At 67.1% G+C, this 20,476-nt stretch carries 19 protein-coding genes; 8 read left to right on the top strand and 11 right to left on the bottom strand.

The genetic code is table 11. From position 1 onward, the window contains the following. The first annotated feature begins 105 nt into the window (after positions 1-105). Entirely contained in the window at positions 106-1,026 is a 921-nt protein-coding gene (locus ACZY0R_RS33935; protein ID WP_488864665.1) for a LysR family transcriptional regulator, read from the top strand. A gap of 23 nt (positions 1,027-1,049) precedes the next feature. Here ACZY0R_RS33935 and ACZY0R_RS33930 read toward each other — a convergent pair whose 3' ends face one another. Then, on the bottom strand, positions 1,050-1,895 hold the full coding sequence (locus ACZY0R_RS33930) for a DUF6597 domain-containing transcriptional factor (RefSeq protein ID WP_488864663.1): 846 nt from the start codon (positions 1,893-1,895) through the stop codon (positions 1,050-1,052). Between the two features lie 56 nt (positions 1,896-1,951). On the opposite strand from ACZY0R_RS33930, the gene ACZY0R_RS33925 reads away from it, so the two are divergent. Both ACZY0R_RS33925 and ACZY0R_RS33920 read left to right on the top strand, forming a co-directional pair. Further along, positions 1,952-2,308, top strand: a complete 357-nt coding sequence (locus ACZY0R_RS33925) for a GFA family protein (RefSeq protein WP_488864661.1) — start codon at positions 1,952-1,954, stop codon at positions 2,306-2,308. Between the two features lie 57 nt (positions 2,309-2,365). Then, positions 2,366-2,992, top strand: coding sequence for a glutathione S-transferase family protein (locus ACZY0R_RS33920; RefSeq protein WP_035875528.1), 627 nt, complete (start codon positions 2,366-2,368; stop codon positions 2,990-2,992). Between the two features lie 43 nt (positions 2,993-3,035). On the opposite strand, the gene ACZY0R_RS33915 is transcribed toward ACZY0R_RS33920, so the two are convergent. Both ACZY0R_RS33915 and ACZY0R_RS33910 read right to left on the bottom strand, forming a co-directional pair. Next, positions 3,036-5,384 (bottom strand): cytochrome P450/oxidoreductase, encoded by a 2,349-nt coding sequence (locus ACZY0R_RS33915; protein WP_488864659.1) that lies wholly within the window; start codon positions 5,382-5,384, stop codon positions 3,036-3,038. Positions 5,385-5,438: 54 nt separating this feature from the next. Then, on the bottom strand, positions 5,439-6,389 hold the full coding sequence (locus tag ACZY0R_RS33910; RefSeq protein ID WP_488866335.1) for a Bug family tripartite tricarboxylate transporter substrate binding protein: 951 nt from the start codon (positions 6,387-6,389) through the stop codon (positions 5,439-5,441). Positions 6,390-6,616: 227 nt separating this feature from the next. Between ACZY0R_RS33910 and ACZY0R_RS33905 the strand changes: the two genes are divergently transcribed. Further along, positions 6,617-7,468 (top strand): IclR family transcriptional regulator, encoded by an 852-nt coding sequence (locus ACZY0R_RS33905; RefSeq protein WP_488864657.1) that lies wholly within the window; start codon positions 6,617-6,619, stop codon positions 7,466-7,468. A gap of 50 nt (positions 7,469-7,518) precedes the next feature. Here the strand turns inward: ACZY0R_RS33905 and ACZY0R_RS33900 are convergent, their stop codons facing one another. After that, positions 7,519-8,418 carry a recombination-associated protein RdgC gene (locus tag ACZY0R_RS33900; protein WP_035875521.1) on the bottom strand — a complete coding sequence of 300 codons (900 nt, stop codon included), beginning with the start codon at positions 8,416-8,418 and terminating at the stop codon, positions 7,519-7,521. Between the two features lie 162 nt (positions 8,419-8,580). Further along, entirely contained in the window at positions 8,581-9,159 is a 579-nt protein-coding gene (locus ACZY0R_RS33895) for a BPSL1445 family SYLF domain-containing lipoprotein (protein WP_488864655.1), read from the bottom strand. 311 nt (positions 9,160-9,470) lie between these two features. On the opposite strand from ACZY0R_RS33895, the gene ACZY0R_RS33890 reads away from it, so the two are divergent. Both ACZY0R_RS33890 and ACZY0R_RS33885 read left to right on the top strand, forming a co-directional pair. Then, a complete protein-coding gene (locus tag ACZY0R_RS33890) occupies positions 9,471-9,866 on the top strand; it encodes a hypothetical protein (protein WP_488864653.1) in 396 nt (131 codons plus the stop codon). A 188-nt stretch (positions 9,867-10,054) separates the two neighbouring features. Beyond that, complete coding sequence (locus tag ACZY0R_RS33885) at positions 10,055-10,303, top strand: DUF6388 family protein (RefSeq protein ID WP_488864651.1); 249 nt, start codon at positions 10,055-10,057, stop codon at positions 10,301-10,303. On the opposite strand, the gene ACZY0R_RS33880 is transcribed toward ACZY0R_RS33885, so the two are convergent. The 5 genes from ACZY0R_RS33880 to ACZY0R_RS33860 form a co-directional block, all read right to left on the bottom strand. Then, on the bottom strand, positions 10,300-11,937 hold the full coding sequence (locus tag ACZY0R_RS33880) for an MFS transporter (RefSeq protein ID WP_488864649.1): 1,638 nt from the start codon (positions 11,935-11,937) through the stop codon (positions 10,300-10,302). The two genes, ACZY0R_RS33885 and ACZY0R_RS33880, sit on opposite strands and share 4 nt — an antisense overlap. A 25-nt stretch (positions 11,938-11,962) precedes the next feature. Beyond that, on the bottom strand, positions 11,963-13,375 hold the full coding sequence (locus ACZY0R_RS33875; RefSeq protein WP_488864647.1) for an FAD-containing oxidoreductase: 1,413 nt from the start codon (positions 13,373-13,375) through the stop codon (positions 11,963-11,965). Between the two features lie 46 nt (positions 13,376-13,421). Further along, positions 13,422-14,255, bottom strand: coding sequence for an aldo/keto reductase (locus tag ACZY0R_RS33870; protein WP_488864645.1), 834 nt, complete (start codon positions 14,253-14,255; stop codon positions 13,422-13,424). A 134-nt stretch (positions 14,256-14,389) separates the two neighbouring features. Then, positions 14,390-15,781, bottom strand: a complete 1,392-nt coding sequence (locus tag ACZY0R_RS33865) for a GntP family permease (protein WP_488864643.1) — start codon at positions 15,779-15,781, stop codon at positions 14,390-14,392. A gap of 141 nt (positions 15,782-15,922) precedes the next feature. Further along, entirely contained in the window at positions 15,923-16,315 is a 393-nt protein-coding gene (locus tag ACZY0R_RS33860) for a tautomerase family protein (RefSeq protein ID WP_441625549.1), read from the bottom strand. Between the two features lie 139 nt (positions 16,316-16,454). Here ACZY0R_RS33860 and ACZY0R_RS33855 point away from each other — a divergent pair, with 139 nt between their 5' ends. Continuing rightward, entirely contained in the window at positions 16,455-17,333 is an 879-nt protein-coding gene (locus tag ACZY0R_RS33855) for a LysR family transcriptional regulator (RefSeq protein ID WP_488864641.1), read from the top strand. Between the two features lie 249 nt (positions 17,334-17,582). Next, complete coding sequence (locus tag ACZY0R_RS33850; protein ID WP_488864639.1) at positions 17,583-19,700, top strand: TonB-dependent receptor; 2,118 nt, start codon at positions 17,583-17,585, stop codon at positions 19,698-19,700. Positions 19,701-19,754: 54 nt separating this feature from the next. Here ACZY0R_RS33850 and ACZY0R_RS33845 read toward each other — a convergent pair whose 3' ends face one another. Further along, positions 19,755-20,441 (bottom strand): Fe2+-dependent dioxygenase, encoded by a 687-nt coding sequence (locus ACZY0R_RS33845; protein WP_488866333.1) that lies wholly within the window; start codon positions 20,439-20,441, stop codon positions 19,755-19,757. Positions 20,442-20,476: the final 35 nt, after the last annotated feature.

Genomic DNA, 20,476 nt, shown 5'->3' with positions numbered 1-20,476 from the left:
GTCCCGCATTGTCGAACTTTGCATCCACGGTGATAATGGGGTCGACGTGCAAAGCCTTTATGTCGCAAATGCATTAATCCGGCGGGCCGGCCGCGATCAAGCCATATGAACCCAACCGAACTTTTCGCCTTGCTGCCCGACATGGCGGTGTTTGCGCGCGTTGTCGATGCGGGCAATTTTTCGGTCGCCGCGCGCCAGCTCGGCAGTACGCCTTCCACGGTCAGCCGCCAGATCAAGCGCCTGGAGGAAGCCCTGGCGACCCGCCTGCTGGAACGCTCGACCCGCAAGGTGCGCGTAACGGAGTCGGGTGCGCAGGTGTACCGGTACTGCCGCGACGTGGTGTGCGCCGCGTCGGGGGCGATGGATGCGGCCGGTCACCTGGTGGGCCGGCCGCAAGGCCGGGTCAGCGTGAGCGCGCCGACCGCGTTTGCGAAGACGGTGATCCATCCGCTCGTGCCGGGTTTCCTGCGCGCGTACACGGAGATCGATCTCCAGTTGCTGTTCACCGACCACGAGGTCAATCCGCTCGATGACGACCTTGACCTCGTGATCCGCCTGACCGGGCACCCGCCGCCCGGCCTTGCGGGCCGGCGCCTGGGCACGGTGCGCTGGGTGCTGTGCGCCTCGCCGGCTTACCTGCGCGCACGCGGCACGCCGGCGCATCCGCGCGAGCTTGCGCAGCACGATTGCCTTTACCTTGGCGAAACCGCCGACGACAACCGCTGGCGGTTTCGCAGGGACACCGAGACGCAGACCGTGGAGGTGCGGGGGCGCTATATCGCGAACCACGCCGGCGCGCGGCTTGAGGCGGCGCAGCAGGGCTTCGGCGTCGCCAACCTGCCGGATTTCGCCGCGGCCGGCGCGCTGCAGCGTGGCGAACTGGTGCAGGTGCTGGCCGACTGGGAGCTGCAGGCGCGCGCCTATGTGGGTACGGTATGGCTGCTATATCCGCCCAATCGCTTTTTGCCACCGAAGGTGCGGGTGCTGATCGATTACCTGGCGGAACACATCGGCGGCGCCGGCTGACAAGGTTTGCGCCGCCGTGGCGCTCAGCGGCAGTTTGCCAACGTGTTTTGCGAGCGCTGGTAGTCGCCCGGCGAAACCCCGACCAGCTTGGTGAAATCGCGTGTCAGGTGGGCCTGGTCGAAATAGCCAAGATCCGCGGCGAGTTGGGCAAGGCCGACCGGCTCGCCGCGCGCCAGCCGCCATGCCGCTTCCTGCAGGCGATAGCGCCGCAGCATCCATTTGGGCGACACGCCCACATATTCCTGGAACAGCCGCTGCAGGGCGCGCACGCCCACGCCGGCGTATTGCGCCAGCGCTTCCACGCTGGCCGGGCCCTGCGCGCTGGCGGCATGCGCCACCACGCCTTGCAGTTGCTCCACGGCTGGGTCTGGCGCGGGCAAGGCGCCGGACAGCAGGGCTTCGGCGGCGCTCACCATGGCCTCGTCACTGCCGGCATCGAGCACCAGTGCTTCCGCGTGGCGTTCGTCGCACTGCAGCAGAGGGCGCGCCGGGCGCGTGCCATCGGTCAACGCCGACATCGGCTCATCCAGAAAGGGGCGCAGGCCGCCCACGCGAAAGCGCACGCCGAGCACATGGCCAGCGCCTTCGAGCTTGCGGTCGAAGATACCGCGCACCACGCCGAAGATCGCCGTCTGTCCGTGGTCGAACACCAGGTTGGCGTTCGGATAGGGCAGCACTCGCTGCACCTCCGGCGCGTGGCCCTTCAGGTTCCATTCGACGATCCAGTAGTGCTCGACAAAGGGCGCCAGCGCCTCGGATGGCAGATAGCGGCCGAGCCGGATGCGGCGCCCGGTGCCGCGCGGGTCGACGATGCCTTTGGGCTCGGCGGTGACGGGTGCATGCGTGTCGCGTTTTTCCAATCTGGGCATGAGGATCGGTGTAAAACTACGGGCTTCGGCAAAGCGCCATGATATCGGAGGCAACCATGCAGGAATCCCGTTACTCCGGCGGCTGCCATTGCGGCGCTGTACGCTATGAAGTGGACATCGACCTGGCCGGCGCCATCGAGTGCAATTGCTCGCTGTGCAGCAAGCGCGGGTTCATCTGGTCGTTCGCCCCCGCGGACAAGTTCACCCTGACCGACGGCGCGCAGGCCACGCGCACCTACAAGTTCAACAAGCATGTGATAGACCATCGCTTCTGCGAGACCTGCGGCGTGGAGGCCTACGCGCTGGGCAGCATGCCGGACGGCTCGCCCGTGGCGGCCATCAATGTGCGCTGCCTGGATGGCGTCGACCTGACACAACTGCAGCACAGGAAAGTGGACGGCGCCAGCCTGTAGCGGCGCTATCTTCCGATCCGATCCCACCGATTGCTTTCCCCCTCTGGAGCCAACGCAATGTCCCAGCCTGAAGTCACCCTGTTCCACTCGCCCAATACGCGTTCCACCGGCGCACTGACCCTGCTCGAGGAACTGGGCGTGCCGTATCGCCTCCACCCGCTCAACATGAAGGCCGGCGAGCAGCGCGAGCCGGCTTACCTGGCCATCAATCCGATGGGCAAGGTGCCGGCGATTCTTTATGGCGACGCGCTGGTGACAGAGCAGACTGCGGTGTTCATCTTCCTGGCCGACCTCTTCCCGCAGGCAAGACTCGCTCCCGCGCTGACCGATCCGCTGCGCGGGCCTTACCTGCGCTGGATGGCGTTCTACGGCTCGTGCTTCGAGCCGGCGCTGGTGGACCGCTCGCAGCAGCGCGAGACGCCGCGCGCGATGTGTCCCTATGGAGACTACGACACCACGATCGGCACGTTGCTCGGCCAGCTGGAAAAAGGGCCCTACCTGCTGGGCGATACCTTCACCGCCGCCGATGTGCTGTGGGGCACCGCGCTGACCTGGACCACCATGTTCAAGCTGGTCGAGGCGACGCCGGTGGTGCAGGCTTATATCGACCGCATCAACGCGCGTCCGGCGGTGGCGCGCGCGCGTGCAATCGACGCGCGGCTGGTGGCGGAGCAGGGGGGCTGATCGGCTCGCCCAAAGACGGCGGCGCGCGGACAAGCGCCGCCGCTCACAGCTCCAGCACCAGCCGCGTGCACTTCGCGCGCGAGCAGCACGCCATCATCTTCGTATTGGCTTCGCGCTCGGCGCGGGTGAGCACCACGTCGCGATGATCCACTTCGCCGGCCAGCACGCGCACTTCGCACGAGCCGCACAGGCCTTCCTCGCAATCGCTCTGCATGTCGATGTTGGCGGCGCGCAGCGCGGCCAGCAGGGTCTGGCCGGGCGCCACCGTGACGACAAGGCCGGAGTCCTTCAGCTCGGCTTCGAAGGCCTGCTCCTGGCCGGGGTCCAGCGTGCTCAGCGCGGACTGGAAATGCTCGATCCGCAGCGCGTCCTCGGGCCAGCCCGCGCAGGCTTGCTGCAGGGCTTCGAGCATGCGCGCCGGGCCGCAGGCGTAGATCTGCGCATCCGGCTCGGGATGCGCGAGCAGGCTGGCGAAATCGTTGCGCTGTCCTTCGTCCCTGACGTAGAGATGCAGGCGATCGCCATGCAGCGCGGCCAGTTCGTCGAGTAGTGCCATGGATGCGCGTGAACGGCCGCTGTAGTGCAGTTCGTAGTCCATGCCGAGCACCTTCGCCCGCCGCGCCATCGCGCTGACGGGCGTGATGCCGATGCCGCCGGCGATAAGGATCAGCTTGCCCGCGCTCTCGTCCAGCCGGAAGTGATTGCGCGGTCCGCGGATCTTCAGCCGGTCGCCGGCCTTTACGCCGTCATGGACCCAGGCGGAGCCGCCGCGGCCTTGCGCTTCCCGCAGCACGGCGATCTCCAGCGCGCCGCTGTCGTCCGGATCGCCGCACAGCGAGTACTGCCGCGACAGGCCGGTATCGCCGCATTCCACGTCGATATGCGAGCCCGGTGTCCAGCGCGGCATCGGCTGGCCATCGGGCGATACCAGCCGCAGCCGGACGATTCCCTCGGCCGCGCGGGCCGCGCTAGCCACCACCACCGGCCGGCTGAGGGCATGGCCCGAAGGCTCGCCGATGCGTACTGGCACCTGTACATCCAGCAATTCGGGGTTGGCGCGCTCGGGATTCTGCCTCGGGTCCCACTCCACCCACACGTGCTCGGGGCCGCGGAACGAGGTGTTGGGCACATAGCTGAAGCGCTGCTCCGCCAGGCGCATATGGGGCAGGCGCCGCGTGAGTTCCTCCAGGAAAACCTGCATCTCCATGCGCGCCAGGTTCTTGCCCATGCACTGGTGCGAACCGTAGCCGAAGGTGAGCTGGTCGCTGGCGTTTTCGCGGCGGATGTCGAACAGATCCGCGTCGGCGAAGTGCCGCTCGTCGTGATTGGCCGAGGACGTCACGATCAGCAGCCTGGAGCCGGCGGGAATGTCCACGCCGCCAACCTGCACGTCGCGCGTGGCCAGGCGCCGCCAGGCGGCCACCGAGCCGTTGTGCCGCAGGCATTCCTCCACCGCGTTCGGGATCAGGCCTGGGTCCTCGCAGATATCCTGCCATGCGCGCGGATGCTGCAGCAGCAGCTTGATGGCATTGGCCGTCGCATTGGCGGTGGTTTCATGCGCGGCGACAATGCCGGCCATCATCATCGAATGGAGGTAGGAGTCCGTCACGATCTCCGGGTGCTCCTGCTGCTTGCGGATGCCGTAGCGCATCCAGCCCGGCCCGGACGGGTCTTGCCGCATCTTGTCGAGGATCCTGCCGGCGAGCTGCCAGAAGTTGCCCACCGCATGCGCGACCTCCACCTGCTCCTCCGGCTTGGGCCGCCCCCAGGTGTTGACGGTATGCGCGATGGAATACTTGCGCAGCAGGTCCATGTCTTCCTCGGGCACGCCGAGAAAATGCAGCGCCACGGTCAGCGGCACTTCCCACAGCATCTGGTCGACCAGGTCGGCGCGGCCGTCGTCGATAAAGCGGTCGACGTACTCGCGCGCCAGTCTGCGCACCATGGGTTCGTGATGCTTGAGTTCCTCCGGCGTGAAGGGCTCCATCAGCACGCGGCGCCGCGGCATGTGCGCGGGCTCGTCTTCGTTGACGAGCGTGCGGTTCATCGCGTAGCCGTAGGAGGCCAGCACGGCGTTGGCTTCCGGCCCGGTCGGCGTGATCTTTTCCAGTGCGATGGAGGGGCTGAACGTGAGGTTGTCGCGGAAGATCGCCTTGATGTCGTCATAGCGCGTCACCACCCAGTAGCCCAGCTTCGGGCTGTAGAAGACGGGCTCCTGTTCGCGCGCCCAGCGTACGTATTCAGGCGGGTCCTGCTGGTAGGCATCCTCGAAGGGATCGAAGCCGGCAGCGTCCTGGCTGACCGGGCAGCCGGCAGGCGTGCGTTGCGCCGACAGCAAGCTGTGGTCAACGGGGCATCCCGAGGCGCGTGTGTTGGGGGTGACGTTGGCCATGCTTGTTGCTCCGGTGTTCGTTTTGCAGGGTCCTTGCGCGACAAGGCGCGGCGATCAGTCCAGGGTGATCTTCAGGTCCCGGATCAGCTTGTGCCAGCGCGTGGTCTCGCTGCGCAGCAGCTCAGCGTATTGCGCGGGCGTGTTGCCCACCGGCTCCACGCCGAAGTCCACCAGCCGCTTGCTGACGGCCGGCTCCTTGATGGCCGCCACCACCTGCTTGTTCAGCGTGGCGATGATGTCCGGCGGCGTGGCGGCCGGCACTACCATGCCGACCAGGGCCGCGGCTTCCACGTTCTTGTAGCCCGCCTCGGCAAAGGTTGGCACGTCCGGCAACTGGGGCAGGCGGGTCGGGTTGGCCACGGCCAGCGCCTTGACCTTGCCGCCCTTGATAAAGCCCGCGCCCGCGGCGAGGTCGACCATCATGGCCGGGACTTGCCCGCCGGCCACGTCGGCCAGCGCGGGTGCCGCGCCGCGATAAGGGGCGTGGACCATATTCAGGCCGGCTTCCACCTTGAGCAACTCCATCGCGAGATGGTGCGGGCTGCCCGCGCCCGCCGAGGCGTAGTCGATGCCGCCGGCCTTGGACCTGGCGCGGGCGATGAACTCCTGCACGTTGCTGACGTTCATGCCGGGGCCGACCACCAGGATCATCGGGAAGCGGCCCAGCAGGGTGACGGGTGCCAGATCCTTGACCGGATTGTAGGAAAGGCTCTTGTACAGGGCCGGGTTGAACACCAGCGTGCCGTTGTCCGCCGACAGCACCGTATAGCCGTCCGCAGGGGAGCGCGCGGTCTCTGCCGCGGCAATTGCCGTGTTGCCGCCCGGCTTGTTGTCCACCACCACCGGCTGGCCCAGCCGGGCGGAAAGCGCCTGGCCGATGGAGCGCGCCAGGAAGTCAGATCCGCCACCGGCCGCATAGGGCACCACCCAGCGGACCGGCTTGGACGGGAAGGCGGTTTCCGCGCTGGCGGTGGCAGCCAGCAAGGGGATGGCGGCCAGGCCCATGGCGATGCTGGCGATGCATTTGCGGACTGTGATCATCTTGTCTCCTGATTCCCGTTTTGTTGTCGACAGCGGCTTAGCGGCTGTTTGCTTCTTCGGCGTCGTTATGCGTAAATGATATACGCATTGCGTAATCTGGTGATGCGGGTTAACGTGGATTAACGCGGGTTTGCGGGCTCCGTGCCAATGTTCCTGACGCGGCGGCCCGCACCGCACTAGAATCTCCGGCCATGAAGACAACACTCGATCCAGACGACGCCGCGTTGCCCGCGGAACCGCCGGCGCGCGAGCGGCGGCAGCGCGTGCAATCGGCGCAGACCGGCATGACCGTGCTCAAGGGGCTGGCCAATCTCGGCGGGCGCGCCAGCCTGACCGCGCTGGCCGCGCATATCGCGGAAAGCCCGGCCAAGGTGCACCGCTACCTGGCCAGCCTGATCGATGAGGGGCTGGTGGCGCAGGAGTCGGGGTCGCAGCAGTATTTTCTCGGCGTGGAGGCCATGCTGATCGGCCTGGCGGCGATGCGGCAGGTGGATCCGGTCCGGATCGCCGAGCCGTCGCTGATCCGCTTGCGCGAGAGCCTTGACGTCACCTGCTTCGTGGCCGTGATGGGGAACAAGGGCCCGACCATCGTGCGTTTCGAGGAGCCCGGGCTTCCCGTGACGGTCAATGTGCGCGTGGGATCGGTGTTGTCGATGTTGTGGTCGGCCACGGGGCGCACGCTGCTGGGCCTGCTGGACGAGCCGCGCGTGCGCGCGATGGCGGAAGAAGAGCTTGCTGCGGCGGCGCCGGAGTTGCGCGCGCAGCTCGACCGTGATGATCCCATCGGGGTGCTGCGAGAGGAAGTGCGGCGAGCGGGGTGCGCGGTGGTGCGGGATACCAACCTGAAGGGCATCAGCGCCGTGGCCGCGCCGTTGTACGATTACACGGGCCGCATCTGTGGGGTCATCACGGCGCTGGGCGCCACGGGCGGCTTCGATGCCGCGATGGACGGGCCGATTGCCGTCGCCGTGCGCCGCGAGGCGCAGGCTGCCAGCGCGCTGCTGGGATACGCCGCGGCACCGCCGGGCGGCGGTGCCGCTTAAAGCCTGCTAGTGCCGGCTAAAGCCTGGACCTGTCAATCAGGCCCGCGGGCTCAGGCCTTGCGTTCGCCGCCCAGTGCTTCGGTCAGATCCGACAGCATATTGGCCAGTTCGCCGGCCATCATGGTGAAGTCGCCGTCGAAGCGTTCGTCTTCATCGCTTGCGCTGGCGCCGGCCTGTTCCTTGATCACGTCCAGCGGCGCCACGCGCTTGATCGTCAGCGACTCGGTCAGCACGAAGGACACGCGGTCGTTCCAGGTCATCGCCAGGCGCGTGCAGCGTTTGCCGGCGGCGATATGGCGGCGCAGGTCCTCGGCATCCAGCGGGTGGCGCACATAGCGCACCGTGGCTTTGCTTTCGGCGCTGGATTGCAGCTCCATCTCCTGGTCGACGGTGAAGCCGGCCGGCGCCGTGTCGGTGGCCAGCCAGTCGGTCATGGCGGCGACCGGCGACTGGTTCACATGCAGGTTTTCCAGCGGCAGCGGGTCGATCGCCTTGAACAGCAGGCCGCGCACTTCGTCGGCCTTGGCGGGGGCGGCGGCGTCGATGGCAAGCCAGCCGTTGACCGGATCGATCCACACACGGGTGTCCCGGCGGATGCTGAACGCGCGCGGCAGCAGTTCTTCGGTGATCTGTTCCTTGAGTTCGCGCATCTGCTTGCGGCCCGGCTTGAAGCCTTGCTGCTCTTCCAGTTCGGCGGCGCGCGCCTTGGTGACCTGGTTGACCACGGTGGAGGGCAGCAGCTTTTTCTCGGTGCGCATGGTCAGCAGCATCTGCTTGCCGACCTGATGCACCAGGGCGCCGTTTTCACGCGGCGAGGCCCAACCCTGGGTCTGCATTTCCAGGCTGGTGCCGGGGAAGAAGGCGTGGCGCGCCAGGCAGGCTTCGACCTCGTCGGCGGCGAGGGACCACGGTGCGGACAGACGGTGCAGCTGGAGATTCTTGAACCACATGGGAATTCGGCCAAAGGGAGCGATTCTAGCCGGTTAGCGTGTCCGATGCGGTAACAATGCGTGAGGGAGTGCGCGGGGCGTGGCGGCGCAGCGGCTGCCGGTCGATGAAAAGACAGGGGCCGGGCTGCCTTCGCAACCCGCCCCCGCGTGCCTTCTGGCGTCTCAGATATCGAGCTTGCTGATCTTCGAGCCTGTCAGGCTCACGCCGCCCATCAGGCCCGCGTTGGTGACCACGAAACCAATGATAGGCTGCTGGGCGGTATTGGTGTCCAGCTGGCCATTCGCGCCAATCTTCGCCAAAGCCACGGTGGCATCCACGCCAGCGGTCCAGCCGTTGCTGGCGACGAACTTGTCGAATGCATCCTGCGTCATGAACATCAGGATCACGGCCTTGGACTGCGCCCCGAACTGAAAGCCGAACGAGCCGGTGATGAGGCGGTAATAACCACGCTCGGCGCCACCTGCGCGCAGTGCGCCGTCGCCATACTCGCCGCCCACGAAGAAGCCGGCCGAGATGACGTTGGGGAAGACCAGGACGCCGCGTGCGCGGTTAGCGAGTTCGTGCGATCCGCTTGCCGTGCTGTACAGCTTGTTGAGCGCACCATCCACGCCGCCATCGATTTCGCGGCGCTTGGCCGCCTTGTCGGTGGGTGCACTGGGTGTGGTGGTACACGCGCCCAACAGGCCTGAACTTGCCACCACCAGTCCAGCTCCTACCGTCAGAAACGATCTGCGTTCCATGCTCACTCTCCTGATAGTTTTACCTCTCACTGCACCGGATACCCCGGAGCCACTCTGCGCTCTCCACATAAAGGATAGGCGTAATCGGCACTTGTAGAAACTTGAAATCTAGCGGCAAACTTTGTTCTCGGGTTTTCCCGAAAAGCTGGAGTAACTTCCACCGTTTCTGGGGAAATATACAAAGCAATCTTGCGCATGGCTGTAGGACGGAGACTGCATTTTGAGGCGCGGCGTCCTACAAGCGTGGACGCCTCGCAACAACCTGTTTCATCTGGACAGGAACCCAGCCCGGCGAGATAAGTCCATGAAACATGAAATCCGTTCTCGCCCTCATCCCCGTCACCTTGCTGGCAGCGGCTTGTGCTTCGCACGCGCCAGCTGATCCGCAAGCCTCCGCCGAAGCCAGTGAGCAATGGCAATCGTTGCGCGCCGCATACACCACGTGCGCCAAGGACAAGGCTGATGCCGGCATGGCCGGCCGCGCCTCGGCGCAGGATCTCGCCGCCTCCTCGCTCAAGGCTTGCCAGCCGCAGCTGGATGCCATGCGCACGGCATTTCGCGAGTACCTGGACGCGCAGATGGTGTCCGCGCATGGCCGCGACGGCGCGCGCCAGGCCGCCGACCGCGTGAGCCGGGATACTGAAGCCAAGACCCGCAACTACCTGGTTCGCTACGTGGAGCGGGAGCGCTACACCGCCAGGCAGTAACGGCCTGGATGGGTGGCGTGCATGAGCCGCCGCTCCTGCCCTCTTGCCTCGCATGCCTGAGGGGGATCGCGTACTGTGGTGTAATGCGCGGGCCCTGGCGCGCAAGTCCGGCCCCGTCCGGTTCCGTTCCGGGCCGCGTCAGCTGACGCGGCAGCCGCGCACCACCAACCTCAAAGCGGTCCCTTCCGATGACTCTCTCTCCCGAACGCCTGCAGCTAGCCCACGAGCGTTTTCTTGCCGATAATCCCGAAGTGGTGGCGCTGCTCAAGGTGATCACCGAGCGCCACGCGCGCGCTGCCGGCATGAGCGTGGAAGCCTTCCAGCGCTCCGAACTGGAGCGTGCCATCGGCCGCGAAGCCAGACTCCGGCGCCTGACCGTCGACGAACTGCTGCTCGTGTACCTGGGCGAGCGCGCGGCGCCGGCACCCAGGCGCTAGGCGCTAGGGGCAGGCATTACCGGGCCGCGCGTCGGCGCCGCCGGGAGCAGAAGCAGCCAGGCGCAGGCCGCTCCGCCGGCGGCCAGCAGCGCCGAGAGCAGCATGACCCAGCGAAAACCTGCCACGAAGGCATTGTCCACTGCTTGCCGGACGGCCGCTTTCACGAGGGGATCCGCCACCACCGGGATCTCTATGGCGGCGAGCTTCCCGTGTTGTGCCAGCACGGCCCGCGTCACCTGTGGCGGCAGGGCGCCGGCCGCCGGCGATTGACCTGGCGGCTCGCCAAGCGCCCGCTCCAGCCGGTGGTCGAACACGCGCGCCATCACAATCCCCAGCACCGCAATCGCCAGCAGCGTGGCCACGCGTGCCGCCGCATTGTTGATGCCCGACGCGGTACCGGCCGCGCCCGGCGGCACCGCATTCATGACCGTGGTGGTCAGCGGCGCCACGCTGATCGTCATGCCGACGCCCAGCACCAGCACCGCGGGAAAGAAGGTCAGCCAGTAACTGCCGCCGCTGGCGGGTAGCGCGAACAGGGCAAAGCCCGCTGCCGCCACCAGCGGGCCCACGATCAGGGGTTTGCGCGCGCCGTGCCGGTCCACCAGCCCGCCGGCCCAGCCTGAGAGCAGGAACATCAGCAGGATAAAAGGCAGCAGGGCGGCACCGGCGGCCGTCGAGGAATACCCCTGCACCTGGATCAGGTTGAGCGGGAAAAAGAACAGGCCGCCGCCCAGCGCGGCGTAGAGCAGCAGGGTGAGCAGGTTGGCGCCCAGGAAGGCGCGCGAGCGGAACAGCGCCGGCGGCATGACGGGATTCGGTACACGCGCCTCCACGATCACGAACAGGCCAAGCGCAAGCACGCCGGCGGCAGCCGGTATCCACACCGCAGGGTTGCCCCAGCCCAGCACTGGCGACCCGATCAGGCCATAGACCAGGCCACCCAGCCCCAGCGCGGCGAGCAGGCTGCCTGCCCAGTCGAGGCCGCCCGCTTGCCTGGGGCCGCGGCTGTCCGGCACTCGCCAGAACACGATCAGCAATACCGCCGCGGCCAGCGGCAGGTTGACCAGGAAGGCCGCGCGCCACGACAGGTGCTCGATCAGCCAGCCGCCCACCACCGGGCCTAGCGCGGTGGTCATGGCGGTGGCGCCGGACCAGGTGCCGATGGCCTTGCCGCGCCGGCTCTCGTCGAAGGAAGCCGACAGCAATGCCAGGCTGCCCGGCACCAGCAGCGCCGCGCCCACGCCCTGCGCCGCACGCGCCGCGATCAGGTGGCCGATGTTGCCGGCCAGGCCGCACCCTGCCGAACTGGCGGCAAAGATCGCCACGCCCAGCGCAAAGACGCGGCGGCGCCCGAAGCGGTCACCGGCGGCGCCACCCACCAGCAGGAGCGCCGCCAGCAGCAGCGCATAGGATTCCACCGCCCATTGCATGCTGCTCAGGCTGGCGCCGAAGTCCTTCTGCAGCGCGGGCAGGGCCACGTTGACCACGGTGCCATCGATAAAGGCCATGCTCGAAGCCAGGATGGTGGCGGCCAGCACCCACGGCTCGTCGGCCCTGGCGCAGGGCGGCCCGCCGGGACTGGCCCGGATCGCGGCGTCGTCGCACGGGCCCTGGGCCAGCGGAGTTGTGGACATGCTCAGCGGCAGGCTCGCCGCCCGGTCACGATGCCGCCGGCGCCGCCGGTTCCAGCGGGCGCAGCTCGCCCAGCATGGTCGGGATCAGCTCGGCCACCGTGGGGTGGATGTGCATGGCGCGCTGGACCACGGTGTACGGCGCGCGCGCATACATCGCGTCGAGGATGCAATGAATCACCTCGTCGCCGCCCACGCCCAGCACCGCCGCGCCAAGGATCTCGCGGCTGCCGGCATCGACCAGGATCTTCATGAAGCCCTGCGTCTCGCCCTTTTCCACCGCGCGGCCCACCCGGGTCATCGGCCGCATGCCCACCAGTACCTTGCGCCCGGCCTGCCTCGCCTCGTGCTCGTTCATGCCGACCCGGCCCAGCGGCGGATCGGTGTAGAGCGCATAGGCCGGGATGCGGTCGCCAACGGTGCGGGCGGCCTCGCCGGGCGCCGCGTCCAGCAGATTGGCGGCGACGATCTCGAAGTCGTTGTAGGCGGTATGGGTGAAGGCGCCGCGGCCGTTGCAGTCGCCCAGCGCCCAGATGCCCGGCACATTGGTGCGCAATTGCTCGTCCACCTGGATATAGCCGCGCGCATCAACGGCCACGCCGGCGCGGTCCAGGCCGAGGTCGTCGGTATTGGGCCGCCGGCCCACCGCCAGCAGCACGTGCGAGCCGACGACTTCGGGCGCGCCTTGCGCGCAATCCATCTTCACCGCGACCTCGCCGCCGCGCTGCTCCAGTTCGATGCACTCGGCGTCCAGGCGCAGGCCGATGCCCTCGGCGGCGAGGATGTCGCGCACGGCGTCAGACACATCGGGGTCCTCCCGCTCGATCAGGCGCGGGCCGCGCTGCACAATGGTGACCTCGCTGCCGAAGCGGCGAAACATCTGGCCGAACTCCAGGCCGATATAGCTGCCGCCAACCACCAGCAGATGCCGCGGCAGCGACTCCACGCGCATCATCCCGGCGTTGGTCAGGTAATCCACCTGGTCCAGCCCCGGCATCGGCGGCGCCGATGCGCGCCCGCCCACATTGATGAAGATCTTGCCGGCGCGCAGCACGGTGTCGTTCACGCGCACGGTATCGGGGCCTTCGAAGCGGGCGTGGCCGAGATAGACGGTGCCGTGGTCCAGCTTGCGCATCCACGTTTCCACGCCATGCCTGGAGTTGCCGACCACACCATCCTTGCGCGCCTTGACCCGCGCCATGTCGACCGTCACCGGCCCGGTGGGCACCACGCCGTATTCGGCCCCGCGCCGCGCCAGATGGGCGGCATAGGCGCTCGCCACCATGGTCTTTGTAGGGATGCAGCCGTTGTTGACGCAGGTCCCGCCAAACGCCTGGCGCTCGATCACGGCCACTTTCTGGCCGTCGGCGGCGAGGCGCGCTGCCAGAGGGGGACCGGCCTGGCCGGTGCCGATGATGATGGCGTCGTAGTCGATGGTCATGGCGGGGCTCCTGGGACGGACTGCGATGTGATGGGGCAGTGCCCCATCACAGCATTTCAAGCGGGTGCGGCCCGCGCGGCGGCGGGAAAACCACGTCGAGCCCGGCCAGTTGCTGTGGCGACAAGCGCAGCGCCAGCGCGCTGTGATTCTCGCGCAGGCGTTCGCGGTGGCTGGTCTTGGGAATCGCGATGACGTTGTCCTGCGCCAGCAGCCAGCCCAGCGCGGCTTGTGCCGGCGTGATCCCGTGCTGCCCGGAGAAGCGGACGAGCCCGGCATTGCGGAGCAGCGTGGCCTGCTCGATCGGAGAGTAGGCCATCAACGGCACCCCGTGCTGGCGCAGCCAGGGCAGCAGGTCCCATTCGATGCCGCGGCGGGCGAGGTTATAGAGCAGTTGGTTGGCCGCGACCCGGTTGCCGCCGGGCACGCGCCAGAGCGCCCGCATATCGTCCAGGCTGAGGTTGCTGACGCCGAAATGCCGGACCTTGCCCGCCTTCTGCAGCGCCATGAAGGCCTCCATGGTCTCGGCCAGCGGCACGCCCCCGCGCCAGTGCAGCAGGTAGAGATCCAGCCGGTCGGTGCCCAGCCGGCGCAGGCTGCGCTCGCAGGCGGCCACGGCGGATTTGCGCCCGGCGTTGTGCGGGTACACCTTGCTGACCAGGAAGACCTCGTCGCGCCGGCCCGCGATGGCTTCGCCGACCAGTTCCTCGGAGCGGCCCTCGCCGTACATCTCGGCGGTATCGATCAGGGTCATGCCGAGATCCAGGCCAAGCCGCAGCGTGGCGAGTTCCTCCGCGCGCGCGGCCGGATCCTCGCCCATGTTCCAGGTGCCCATGCCAAGCGCGGCAACGGTTTCGCCGCCAGGCAAGATCGCGGTCTTCATGTGGTAATCCGGTGAAGGAGCAGGCAGGGGCGGGCAGCGTGCGCCGCAAACAGCACGCACGCGACGCCCGGTTACTCACACACACTAGGTAAGGACGGCGCGATGCACAAGGTGCGGCGCATCGCGCGCCGCATTCAGACCACGCCGGTCAGGTAGTACACCGTGATCACGAAGAACACGGCCATGGTCTTGATCACCGTGACCGCGAAGATGTCGCGGTAGGACTCACGATGGGTCAGGCCCGTCACCGCCAGCAGGGTGATCACTGCGCCGTTGTGGGGCAGCGTATCCATGCCGCCGCTGGCCATCGACACCACCCGGTGCAGCACGTCGAGCGGGATGCCGGCAGCCTGCGCGCCATGGATAAAGGTGTCCGACATGGCGGCCAGCGCGATGCTCATGCCGCCAGAGGCCGAGCCGGTGATGCCGGCCAGCGTGCTGACGGAGACGGCCGCGTTGACCAGGGGATTGGGGATGCTCTTGAGCGCATCGCTGACCACCAGGAAGCCGGGCAGGGCGGCGATCACGCCGCCGAAGCCGTACTCCGAGGCCGTATTCATGGCCGCCAGCAGCGCCCCGCCGATGGCGCTCTTGCTACCCTCGGCAAAGCGATCGCGCACCGCGCCGAAGGCGGTCGCCAGCACCACCACGATGCCCAGCAGCAAGGCCGCCTCCACCGCCCAGATCGCGGTCACGGTGGCGATCTGCGTTTCCACCGGCTTGGCCAGGCCGGGCAGCGACACACTATAGCTGCTGCCGTACCACTGCGGAATCATCCGCGTGAAGACGAAATTGGCCACGCCTACCACCACCAGCGGCAGCAGCGCCAGCGCGGGGTGCGGCAGGTGCCCGGTCTGGCGGCGCTCCGGCTCGTTGCGCAGCGCCGTGCCGTAGCCTTCGCCGCGCGCCATGGCTGCGCGGCGGCGCCACTCCAGGTAGGACAGGCCGACCCCGACGATAAACAGCGAGCCGAGCACACCCAGCAACGGCGCTGCCCAGGTCGTGGTCTTGAAGAAGGTGGTGGGGATGATGTTCTGGATCTGCGGCGTACCCGGCAGCGAATCCATGGTGAAAGAGAACGCGCCCAGCGCGATGGCGCCCGGCATCAGGCGCTTGGGAATATTGCTCTGCCGGTAGAGTTCCGCCGCGAAGGGATAGACGGCGAACACCACCACAAACAGCGAAACCCCGCCGTAGGTCAGCAGCGCGCAGACCGCCACGATCACCGCATTGGCGCGCGAGCGGCCGATATAACGGATGGCGGCGGCGACGATGGACTCCGAGAAGCCCGACAGCTCGATCACCTTGCCGAATACGGCACCAAGCAGGAACACAGGGAAATACAGTTTGACGAAGCCGACCATCTTCTCCATGAAGATGCCGGAGAAGACGGGCGCCACGGCGGCGGGCTCGGTCAGCAGGACGGCGCCGAGCGCGGCCACCGGGGCGAACAGGATAACGCTGTAGCCGCGGTAGGCGGCGAACATCAGGAAGGCCAGCGCGGCCAGTACGATCAGGAAAGACATCGGTTCTCCTCGTGTTTCCCGTGCGCGCGGTGCTTTTGGCCCCGCGCGCAACGGACCAGGTGCCGACTTTGCCACAGCTTGCTGCACTGCGGAATGTCCTGCCTCAAAGGCCAGTGCCGGCCGGTAGCTCCGGCCCGGTGTTCAACCGTGGTGATAGCGGTACTCCTGCGTCAGCCCGCCGTAGCCGTAGGTGGCCGCGCGCGCGTCGACAACATGGATGTACGAGACCGGATGGACGTTGCCGATCAGCTCCGACAGCGACTCGAACACCTCCTTCAGGAACTGCGCCTTCTCGCCTTTCGTGTTCGTTTCATCGGTCACGCTGATATCGAGATGGAAGGCATTGCGGCCCAGTTCCGAGAGCGGTTCGCCGCCGACGATCCAGGCGTCGCGATCGATGTATTGCACGGAGACGACGATGACTTCCGGCTTCTTGCCGAGCACGCGCTGCGTGATCCCGGCCACGGCGGCGGCGCTGCGGCGGGTCAGCGATGCATCGGGTTTGCCTGAGATCTGGAGGTTGATGTGGGGCATGACGGGCTCCTTGGCCTGAGGTTGGCGTTGTTTCGGTTCAGCGGGTAAGTGATGCCATTCTAGGCGTCTGCCTGCCATCGGAAAAACGGGAATTTGCGATACTATCCATCGTAAATACCGAAACATGAGGGAGATGGCGATGCGCGCCCTGGAACTCGATCAGCTACGTACCTTTGTCACCGTGGCCGAGGCCGGCAGCCTGTCGGCCGCCGCTCCGCGGCTGTTCCTGTCGCAGTCATCGGTCAGCGAGCAACTGCGCAAGCTGGAGGAGCGTGCCGGCGTGCCGCTGCTCACGCGCGGCAAGCAGGGCGCCTCGCCCACGCCCGCCGGCATGCGCCTGCTGGAACATGCGCGGCGCATCCTGGCGCTGTCCGAACTGGCGTTGCAGGACTTGCGCGGCCATACGCTGGATGGCGAACTGCGGCTGGCGGTGACGGATTACTTCCGGCCTGGCGAGATCGCCGGCATGCTGCGCCGGCTGCGCGAGCGCTATCCCTACCTGCGGCTGCATGTGACCGTGATGAAGAGCGGCATGATCGACGCCGGAGCGCTGACCGATGCCTTCGATATCGGCCTGTCGATGCGGCTGCCGGGCGCCCGCGGTGGCCAGCGGGGAGCGCGCGGCACCGTGCTGCGCCGCGAGGCGTTGGCGTGGGTGGCGGCCGAAGGGGAGGCCGAGGGCATCAGCGCGCCGCTGCCGCTGGTGCTGCTGCCTGATACCTGCTCGCTGCACCAGTACGTGGTGCAGATGCTGCTGCGCCGGCGGCTGGACCATGTGATCGCGCATTCCGCCTCGGGCGTGGCCGGGCTGCAGCTCGCGCTGGCCGCCGGTCTGGGTATCTCCTGCCTGAACGAGTCGGCGATCGGGCCCGGGGTGGCGCGCATCGACGCCCAGACCGCCAGCCGGCTGAAGCTTCCCGCGCTGCCGGCCGCCGAGTTTTACCTGCTGCCCGCGCGGCCCGGCGAGGCGCCTCTGGTGGCGAAGGTGCGCACGGCGCTGGCGGAGCAATTCGCCTGAAATGGCCTGACCATTTGCGCGCGGAGACCGCCGGACATGCGCCAGGCATGGACCTGTTGCCGATTTCCTCGCATTTTTGGTCTTTTCGGTATTTTCTCTTTCCCTAGATCGATTAACACCACATTCAGTGCTGTTTTAGCCGCTTTTTGCGTGCCCGGATATGCACCCGTGGTTTTTATTGACAATCGTTGCTAATGAAAATGATAATGCGTCGCATTTGTATTTTAATCGTTACAAATCATTACAGCGATGCGCCTTATCCTCCGCCCAATCCATGCCGCCGTGCTCGGCGCCTTTGTTTCCCAATCCGCCGTCTTCGGTACCGCACAGGCGCAGGCGAATAGCACGGCCAGCCTGCCCGAAGTCACTGTGAAGGCCGCCGCTGGCAGCGACCCAGGAGAGGGCTACAACCCGACCAGCACCGGCAGCGCGACCAAGATCGACGCACCGCTGCGTGATATCCCGCAGACCGTCAACGTGGTGACCGCCGAAGTGATGCGCGACCAGCACGCTACGTCGATCCAGGACGCGCTGAAGAATGTGCCGGGGGTGAGTTTCTCTACCGGCGACGGCCAGCGGGACCAGGTCAGCATCCGCGGCTTTTCGGCCATCGCCGACCAGTTCGTCGATGGTATCCGCGACGATGCGTTGTACTTTCGCGACCTGTCCAACGTCGACCGCATCGAAGTCGTCAAAGGGCCGGCCGCGGTGCTTTACGGGCGCGGCTCGTCCGGGGGCCTGATCAACCGCGTCACCAAGAAGCCCGGCCTCGATGTCACGGATCTGGCGCTCAGCTATGGCTCCTGGCAAAGCCGGCGCGCCGAAGCCGATGTCGGCCGCGTGGTGAACGACGCCGCCGCCTGGCGCATCACCGGCGCCGTGGAGAAGGGCAACAGCTACCGCGACCAGCAGTTCATCGACCGCTTTGCCGTGGCGCCGTCGCTGGACCTGCGCCTGGCGGCCGAGACCACGCTGCTGCTGCAGGCCGACTACCTGCAAGACCGGCGCGTGACCGACTTCGGCATCCCGGCGCACCAGGGCCGCCCCGTCAACGTGCCCGCTTCCACCTACTATGGCGCCGCCAACGCGCGCGACGTGGACTACAGCCAGTCGCGTGTGTACTCCGGCACCGCCACGCTGAACCACCGCTTCAACGAGCAATGGTCGCTGCGCAATGCCACGCGCTACTACCATTACACGCTGGACCGGAACAACACGCTGCCGGGCGTGGTCAACGAGGCGCGCCAGACCGTCACGCTGACGCGCTCGAACGTGGCGCGCGCCGAGCGCGGCTGGTTCAACCAGACCGACCTGATGCAGAAGACCACGCTGTTCGGCATGAAGCACGAGTTGCTCTATGGGGTGGAGATCGGCCAGCAGAACAAGGACCTCGTCAGCTATTCCGCTGGCACGGTGGCCACCGTATCGCTGTTCAATCCGGTGCTTCCCACGCTGCCGCTGCACGGCGGCGCGCTCACCGCCAACAGCCTGGGCACCTTCAAGACCCTGGGCGTGTATGCGCAGGACATGGTGAGCCTGACCGAACACTGGAAGACGCTGATCGGCCTGCGCCACGACCACTTCCAGCAAGAGACCGTCGATCATCGCCCCGGCCAGCCCGGCCTGTCGCGCACCGACGACGCCTGGAGCCCGCGCGCCGGCCTGGTGTGGCAGCCCACCAGGACGCAGTCCTACTATGTATCGTGGAGCCGTTCGTTCCAGCCCTCGGGCGAGGCCTTCGCGCTGGCGGCCAATAACGCCGATATCGCGCCGGAAAGCACGCGCAATACCGAGGTAGGCGCCAAGTACGACTGGCTGGATGGCCGCGCCAGCACTACGGTGTCCGTGTTCCGCCTGGAGCGAAACGGTATCAAGGCAACCAATCCGCTCACCTTGCAGTTGGTGCCGATCGGCGAGCAACGTACCGACGGCGTGGAACTCACCACCTCAGCGGACCTGTCGCAGGGCTGGCGCGTGCTTGCGGGCTATGCGTATCTTGACGCGCGCGTGACCAGATCGGTTGCGGTCGATGCCGGCCAGCAGGTACAGGGCAAGCGCGCCACGCTGACGCCGATGCACAGCGGCAACGTGTGGCTCACCAAATCGCTGGGCTATGGTTTTGGCGTGGGTGGCGGCCTCAACCTCGTTGGCGCGCGTTTTGCCAATCCGGGCAATACGGTCACGCTGCCGGGCTACGTCACCGCCGATATGATGGCGTGGTACCGCCGTGGTGCGTTCGAGGCGCAGCTCAACCTCAATAACGTGTTCAACCAGGGCTATATCGTCTCAGCCCACGGTACCAGCCCCAACCTGAACATGCCAGGCGCGCCGCGCAGCGTGATGGCGACATTGCGCTACCGGATGTAAGGCTGAAGGCGGCGCGATGCGCCGCCTTCAGCCATCAGGTGGATAGAGGCGGATTCAGGTGTCGGTCCACTGCCGCAGGAGGTTGTGATAGCAACCCACCAGCGAGCGGCGCGCGCCTTCGTCGGCGCCGGTCTGGTTGAGTTTCTGGATGGCGTTGTCAAGGTCGAACAGCAGCGCGCGCTGCGCATCGTCGCGCACCAGGCTCTGGATCCAGAAGAAGCTCGCCACGCGTGTGCCGCGCGTGATCGGCGTCACCTGGTGCAGGCTGGTGGCCGGGTAGACCACCATGTCGCCGGCTTCCAGCTTGACGCTGTGCACGCCGTAGGTGTCTTCCACCTGCAACTCTCCGCCGTCGTAGCTGGCGGGGTCGCTGAGGAACAGCGTGGCCGAGATGTCGGTGCGCAGCTTGCGGCCGTTATGCGGATGGATGCGTACGCTGCCGTCCACATGCGGGCCAAACGTCATGCCCTCGCTGTAGCGGTTGAACATCGGCGGGTAAACGATATTGGGTAGCGCCGCACTGATGAACAGCGGATGCCGTTCCAGCACGCTCAGCATCAGTTGCTGGCACTGCAGCGCCACGTCGGCGCGCTCGTCGATCTGCTGGTTGAACTTGACCGGGGCGCCGGAGTAGCCGGCCGATACGCGGCCATCCACCCAGGCGTCGCCGGCCTGGTCGAGCAGTTCGCGCAGCACGGCGAGTTGCTCCGCGTTGAGGACCTTGGGAATGCAGACAAGCATGACGATCTCGGCAGGATTCGATAGCAGCGCCGGGA

It is taken from the genome of Cupriavidus sp. F041, from assembly GCF_057814235.1.
Note: the sequence above shows the minus strand (reverse complement) of the source record. Positions and strands in the feature narration are given on the sequence as shown.

Coding starts and splice junctions, on each gene's coding strand:
- ACZY0R_RS33935 (WP_488864665.1), top strand. CDS start 106: ATGAACCCAACCGAACTTTTCGCCTTGCTGCCCGACATGGCGGTGTTT.
- ACZY0R_RS33930 (WP_488864663.1), bottom strand. CDS start 1,895: ATGCCCAGATTGGAAAAACGCGACACGCATGCACCCGTCACCGCCGAG.
- ACZY0R_RS33925 (WP_488864661.1), top strand. CDS start 1,952: ATGCAGGAATCCCGTTACTCCGGCGGCTGCCATTGCGGCGCTGTACGC.
- ACZY0R_RS33920 (WP_035875528.1), top strand. CDS start 2,366: ATGTCCCAGCCTGAAGTCACCCTGTTCCACTCGCCCAATACGCGTTCC.
- ACZY0R_RS33915 (WP_488864659.1), bottom strand. CDS start 5,384: ATGGCCAACGTCACCCCCAACACACGCGCCTCGGGATGCCCCGTTGAC.
- ACZY0R_RS33910 (WP_488866335.1), bottom strand. CDS start 6,389: ATGGGCCTGGCCGCCATCCCCTTGCTGGCTGCCACCGCCAGCGCGGAA.
- ACZY0R_RS33905 (WP_488864657.1), top strand. CDS start 6,617: ATGAAGACAACACTCGATCCAGACGACGCCGCGTTGCCCGCGGAACCG.
- ACZY0R_RS33900 (WP_035875521.1), bottom strand. CDS start 8,418: ATGTGGTTCAAGAATCTCCAGCTGCACCGTCTGTCCGCACCGTGGTCC.
- ACZY0R_RS33895 (WP_488864655.1), bottom strand. CDS start 9,159: ATGGAACGCAGATCGTTTCTGACGGTAGGAGCTGGACTGGTGGTGGCA.
- ACZY0R_RS33890 (WP_488864653.1), top strand. CDS start 9,471: ATGAAATCCGTTCTCGCCCTCATCCCCGTCACCTTGCTGGCAGCGGCT.
- ACZY0R_RS33885 (WP_488864651.1), top strand. CDS start 10,055: ATGACTCTCTCTCCCGAACGCCTGCAGCTAGCCCACGAGCGTTTTCTT.
- ACZY0R_RS33880 (WP_488864649.1), bottom strand. CDS start 11,937: ATGTCCACAACTCCGCTGGCCCAGGGCCCGTGCGACGACGCCGCGATC.
- ACZY0R_RS33875 (WP_488864647.1), bottom strand. CDS start 13,375: ATGACCATCGACTACGACGCCATCATCATCGGCACCGGCCAGGCCGGT.
- ACZY0R_RS33870 (WP_488864645.1), bottom strand. CDS start 14,255: ATGAAGACCGCGATCTTGCCTGGCGGCGAAACCGTTGCCGCGCTTGGC.
- ACZY0R_RS33865 (WP_488864643.1), bottom strand. CDS start 15,781: ATGTCTTTCCTGATCGTACTGGCCGCGCTGGCCTTCCTGATGTTCGCC.
- ACZY0R_RS33860 (WP_441625549.1), bottom strand. CDS start 16,315: ATGCCCCACATCAACCTCCAGATCTCAGGCAAACCCGATGCATCGCTG.
- ACZY0R_RS33855 (WP_488864641.1), top strand. CDS start 16,455: ATGCGCGCCCTGGAACTCGATCAGCTACGTACCTTTGTCACCGTGGCC.
- ACZY0R_RS33850 (WP_488864639.1), top strand. CDS start 17,583: ATGCGCCTTATCCTCCGCCCAATCCATGCCGCCGTGCTCGGCGCCTTT.
- ACZY0R_RS33845 (WP_488866333.1), bottom strand. CDS start 20,441: ATGCTTGTCTGCATTCCCAAGGTCCTCAACGCGGAGCAACTCGCCGTG.